Origin of the sequence: Erwinia sp. (assembly GCF_031978025.1) — a bacterium.
Taxonomy (GTDB): Bacteria; Pseudomonadota; Gammaproteobacteria; order Enterobacterales; family Enterobacteriaceae; genus Erwinia.
Map to the genome: position 1 here is coordinate 1 of NZ_DALZCD010000318.1, position 4525 is coordinate 4525.

Below are 4525 nucleotides of genomic sequence, written 5' to 3' on the forward strand. Positions count from 1 at the left end.
TCACGCCTGCCGCTTCTTCAGCGCCCGCCAGCGACTCATTATCATTACTCGCCGCTTCGCTCACTTTCTGCTGCAGCTTGAAATAAGCGTCGACAGCCGTTTCGTGTTTCACTTTAGCGGCAATGTCGTCATGTACGGCAGCAAGCGGTTTGATTTGCTGCGGCTTAACATCGTCCAGACGCGCGACAATAAAGCCGACAGAGGATTTGATTACCCCTGAAAGCTGACCTTTCTGCGTCAGGTTAGCGCTCTTCAGCTCGTCCGGCGTGGTATCCGGCTCCAGCCAGCCCATATCACCACCTTTACGTGCAGAGATAGGATCGATGGATTTCTCTTTTGCCAGCGCAGCAAAATCACCGCCTTTTTTCAGCGCGTCCAGTACCGCCTGTGCATCAGCTTCGGTTTTGGTTTGGATCACGCTAAAACGGCTGCGCTGCGGCTGGGTATAATCCTGCTGATGGTGCTCATACCAGCTTTGAATATCACTCTCGCTGACCTCTTTTTGCAATGAGGCCGCATCCAGCTTGATATAGCTGACGCGGAACTGTTCCGGCGCCATAAAGCTGTTTTTATTCTGCTCGTAATAGTTTTTAACTTCTTCATCGCTGACGTTTTGCTTCGCCGCCAGCGCCGCGACGTTAATCGTCGCCTCACGCACCAGACGTTCCTGAGAAACCAGCGCGGCCAGCGAGTCGGTTTCGCCCGGCAGCATAAAGTCGGTGCGGGTCACTGCCGCGATCAGCTGCTGCGTGGTCAGCTGCTTGCGCAGCGCCTGAGCGTACTGATCGGCAGTCAGGTTCATTTGGTTAATAATGGCCAGATAGCGGGCATTATCGAATTTGCCGTTAGTCTGGAAGGCGGGCTGATTGAAAATAGCCTGCTTGATCTGATCGTCGCTCACTGCCAGCTGCAGATCTTTCGCATACTGATCCAACAGCGCCTCATCCACCAGCTGAGAAAGCGCCTGCTGGCGGATCTGCTGCAGATAAGCAGGATTGCCGGCCAGCTGAGAGAACTGTTCACCCAGCATTTCCTGCTGGCGCGAACGTTCGTTGCTGAACGCTCTTTCCAACTGGGCGCGACTGATTTCCTGACCATTGACCTTAGCTGCATAATCTCCATTGCCGCCGATCAGGTAGTTGCCCACCCCGGTCAGAACAAAAGAGAGGATGATCAGACCCAATATAATTTTGAGCACGACATGGTTCGACGCCGCGCGTAAATTGTCCATCATGGTGTGACAACACTCCGCTGTGTTATGAATGTAAACCCTTGCGCTTGCTTCCCACGTTCCCGGGGCGCTCCACGCCGCTGCGTATCAGGCTCTTGCGACCGTTGAAACAAAAAAGGCACATCATGTTGTGATGTGCCTCGTATGGTACATGAGAACGTCAGGACAGTCCTCATTCCACCGAAGAAATTGCTGCCTGACGTTAATTAACCGCGTCTTTCAGCGCCTTACCGGCACGGAACCCCGGGACTTTGCCCGCAGGAATAGTAATTTCTTTACCGGTTTGCGGGTTGCGTCCACTACGTTCCGCACGTTCACGCACGGAAAAAGTGCCAAATCCTACCAGCGCCACTTCATCACCCGATTTAAGAGAGTCGGTTACCGCTTCCATAAAAGCGTCCAGCACACGTCCTGCCGCTGCTTTAGAGATATCAGCGTTTGCAGCAATGTTGTCGATCAACTGTGACTTATTCACTCAATCATCCCCTCTTTATTATTTCACTTCGCAAACGGGCTTCCCCCGTTACGAACACGCATCAGTTATCGTTGTTTGTCGAGTCGTAAAAGCAGAGCCTGTTCAGACCTTCACCGGCTTAACAGCCCCCTAAATTAACGGCACAAAAAAAAGCTGGCAAGTACGAATTCGTCTGCCAGCTCTGGATTTAGGGTGTTTTTGTCTTATATCACTATTTCGCGGTCGCGACCTGCATGCCGTAAGGGGCATTTTGCAGCGCCAGCGTCAGCACTTCTTCGATACGCTTAACCGGATGGATGTCCAGATCGGCAATCACGTTATCCGGAATTTCTTCCAGATCGCGCTTGTTTTCATCCGGAATCAGCACGGTTTTAATCCCGCCGCGATGCGCAGCCAGCAGCTTCTCTTTCAGGCCGCCGATAGGTAGAACCTGGCCGCGAAGCGTAATCTCGCCGGTCATCGCCACATCGGCGCGCACCGGGTTACCGGTAAGACAGGAAACCAGCGCTGTACACATCGCAATACCCGCGCTCGGGCCATCTTTCGGCGTGGCGCCTTCCGGCACGTGCACGTGAATATCGCGTTTTTCGTAGAAGTCACCGTTAATACCCAGCTTTTCTGCACGTGCACGTACCACGGTCAGGGCCGCCTGAATCGACTCCTGCATCACCTCGCCCAGCGAGCCGGTGTAGGTCAACTTGCCTTTACCCGGCACACACGCCGTTTCGATGGTCAGCAGATCGCCGCCCACTTCCGTCCACGCCAGCCCCGTGACCTGCCCTACGCGGTTTTCGCTGTCGGCACGACCATAGTCGAAACGCTGCACGCCCAGGAAATCCTTGAGGTTATCGGCATTAATCTCAATATGGGTGACGCTTTTATCCATCAGCAGCGTTTTGACGGCCTTACGGCACAGCTTGGACAGCTCGCGCTCAAGGCTACGTACGCCCGCTTCACGGGTGTAATAACGAATAATGCCTACGATCGCGCTGTCGTCTACGGTCAGCTCGCTCGCTTTGAGGGCATTGCGCTCGATTTGCTTCGGCAGCAAATGCTGTTTGGCAATATTAAGCTTTTCGTCCTCGGTATAGCCCGACAGGCGGATAACTTCCATACGGTCCAGCAGCGGTGCCGGAATATTCATGGAGTTAGAAGTCGCCACAAACATCACGTCCGACAGATCGTAATCGACTTCCAGATAGTGATCGTTAAAAGCAATGTTCTGCTCGGGATCCAGCACTTCCAGCAGGGCCGAAGCCGGGTCGCCGCGCATGTCCGAAGACATTTTATCGATCTCATCCAGCAGGAACAGCGGGTTTTTTACGCCAACTTTCGCCATTTTCTGGATAAGCTTGCCCGGCATGGAACCGATATAGGTACGACGGTGCCCGCGGATTTCCGCTTCGTCACGCACGCCGCCCAGCGCCATACGCACATATTTACGGCCGGTCGCCTTAGCGATCGACTGGCCCAGAGAGGTTTTACCTACTCCCGGAGGGCCAACCAGGCACAGGATCGGCCCCTTGATTTTGCTGACACGGCTCTGCACCGCTAAATATTCCAGAATACGGTCTTTGACACGCTCCAGGCCAAAGTGATCGATATCCAGCGTCTCTTGCGCCTTCACCAGATCTTTCTTCACCTTGCTGCGCGCATTCCACGGCACCTGCACCATCCAGTCGATATAGCCGCGCACCACGGTCGCTTCCGCCGACATAGGTGACATCATTTTCAGCTTCTGCAGCTCGGCTTCGGTTTTATCGCGCGCCTCTTTTGGCATTTTTGCCGCGTCGATTTTGCGCTTCAGCGCTTCGTTTTCATCCGGCGCGTCGTCCATTTCGCCCAGTTCTTTCTGAATGGCCTTCATTTGCTCATTCAGATAGTACTCGCGCTGGCTCTTTTCCATCTGCTTTTTCACGCGGTTACGAATGCGTTTTTCCACCTGCAGCAGATCGATTTCCGACTCCATCATCGCCATCAGATATTCCAGACGTTCATTAACGTCAGACATCTCCAGCACGGACTGTTTGTCGGCCAGCTTCAGCGGCATATGGGCCGCGACGGTATCTGCAAGGCGCGCGGCGTCTTCAATGCTGTTCAGCGAGGTCAGCACTTCCGGCGGGATTTTTTTGTTCAGTTTGATATAGCCTTCAAACTGGTTAATCGCCGTACGGACCAGCACTTCCTGCTCGCGTTCATCAATTTCAGGCGAAGCCAGATATTCCGCCTGAGCCGTAAAATGGTCGCCGTTATCGGCAAGCGTGGTGATATGCGCGCGCTGCAGCCCTTCGACCAGCACTTTTACCGTGCCGTCAGGCAGCTTCAGCATCTGTAAAATTGACGCTACGGTCCCTACAGAGAAGAGATCGTTAATGCCAGGTTCATCCGTTGAAGCCTCTTTCTGTGCGACCAGCATGATCTTTTTGTCATGATCCATGGCGGCTTCAAGGCAGCGAATCGATTTTTCACGGCCTACAAACAACGGAATTACCATGTGCGGATAAACCACTACGTCACGCAACGGCAACACAGGGATTTCAATGCGTTCAGAACGCTCAGGATTCATAGAGCTCTCTCTTAGTTTAATTTCCGCCAGGGTGAGGGGAACCGCAATCGTCAGGCATGCAGTTTTACCCACAGGTAGTTGAGTATATGGGGATGAATGTAAGACATTCAACGTTATGTGCGAGAGAAAAGTAAATGGGGGAAAAATTTCCCCCATTTACGTTAACCGGTTGGAAAGGTGCGGTTATTTATTCACCAGAAGCCTGCTGCGCGTCGCCCTTGCCGTAAATCAGCATCGGGTCCGACTCGCCCGC

At 53.4% G+C, this 4525-nt stretch carries 3 protein-coding genes; all 3 read right to left on the bottom strand.

The window, feature by feature from the left end:
• Nucleotides 1–1234, bottom strand: a 1234-nt coding sequence (ppiD, locus tag RTK32_RS19245) for a peptidylprolyl isomerase (RefSeq protein WP_312046811.1), incomplete at its 3' end; no start/stop codon positions are given.
• Nucleotides 1235–1433: 199 nt separating this feature from the next.
• Nucleotides 1434–1706 carry a nucleoid-associated protein HU-beta gene (gene hupB / locus RTK32_RS19250; protein WP_312046812.1) on the bottom strand — a complete coding sequence of 91 codons (273 nt, stop codon included), beginning with the start codon at nt 1704–1706 and terminating at the stop codon, nt 1434–1436.
• A gap of 211 nt (nt 1707–1917) precedes the next feature.
• Complete coding sequence (gene lon, locus RTK32_RS19255) at nt 1918–4272, bottom strand: endopeptidase La (RefSeq protein ID WP_312046814.1); 2355 nt, start codon at nt 4270–4272, stop codon at nt 1918–1920.
• Nucleotides 4273–4525: the final 253 nt, after the last annotated feature.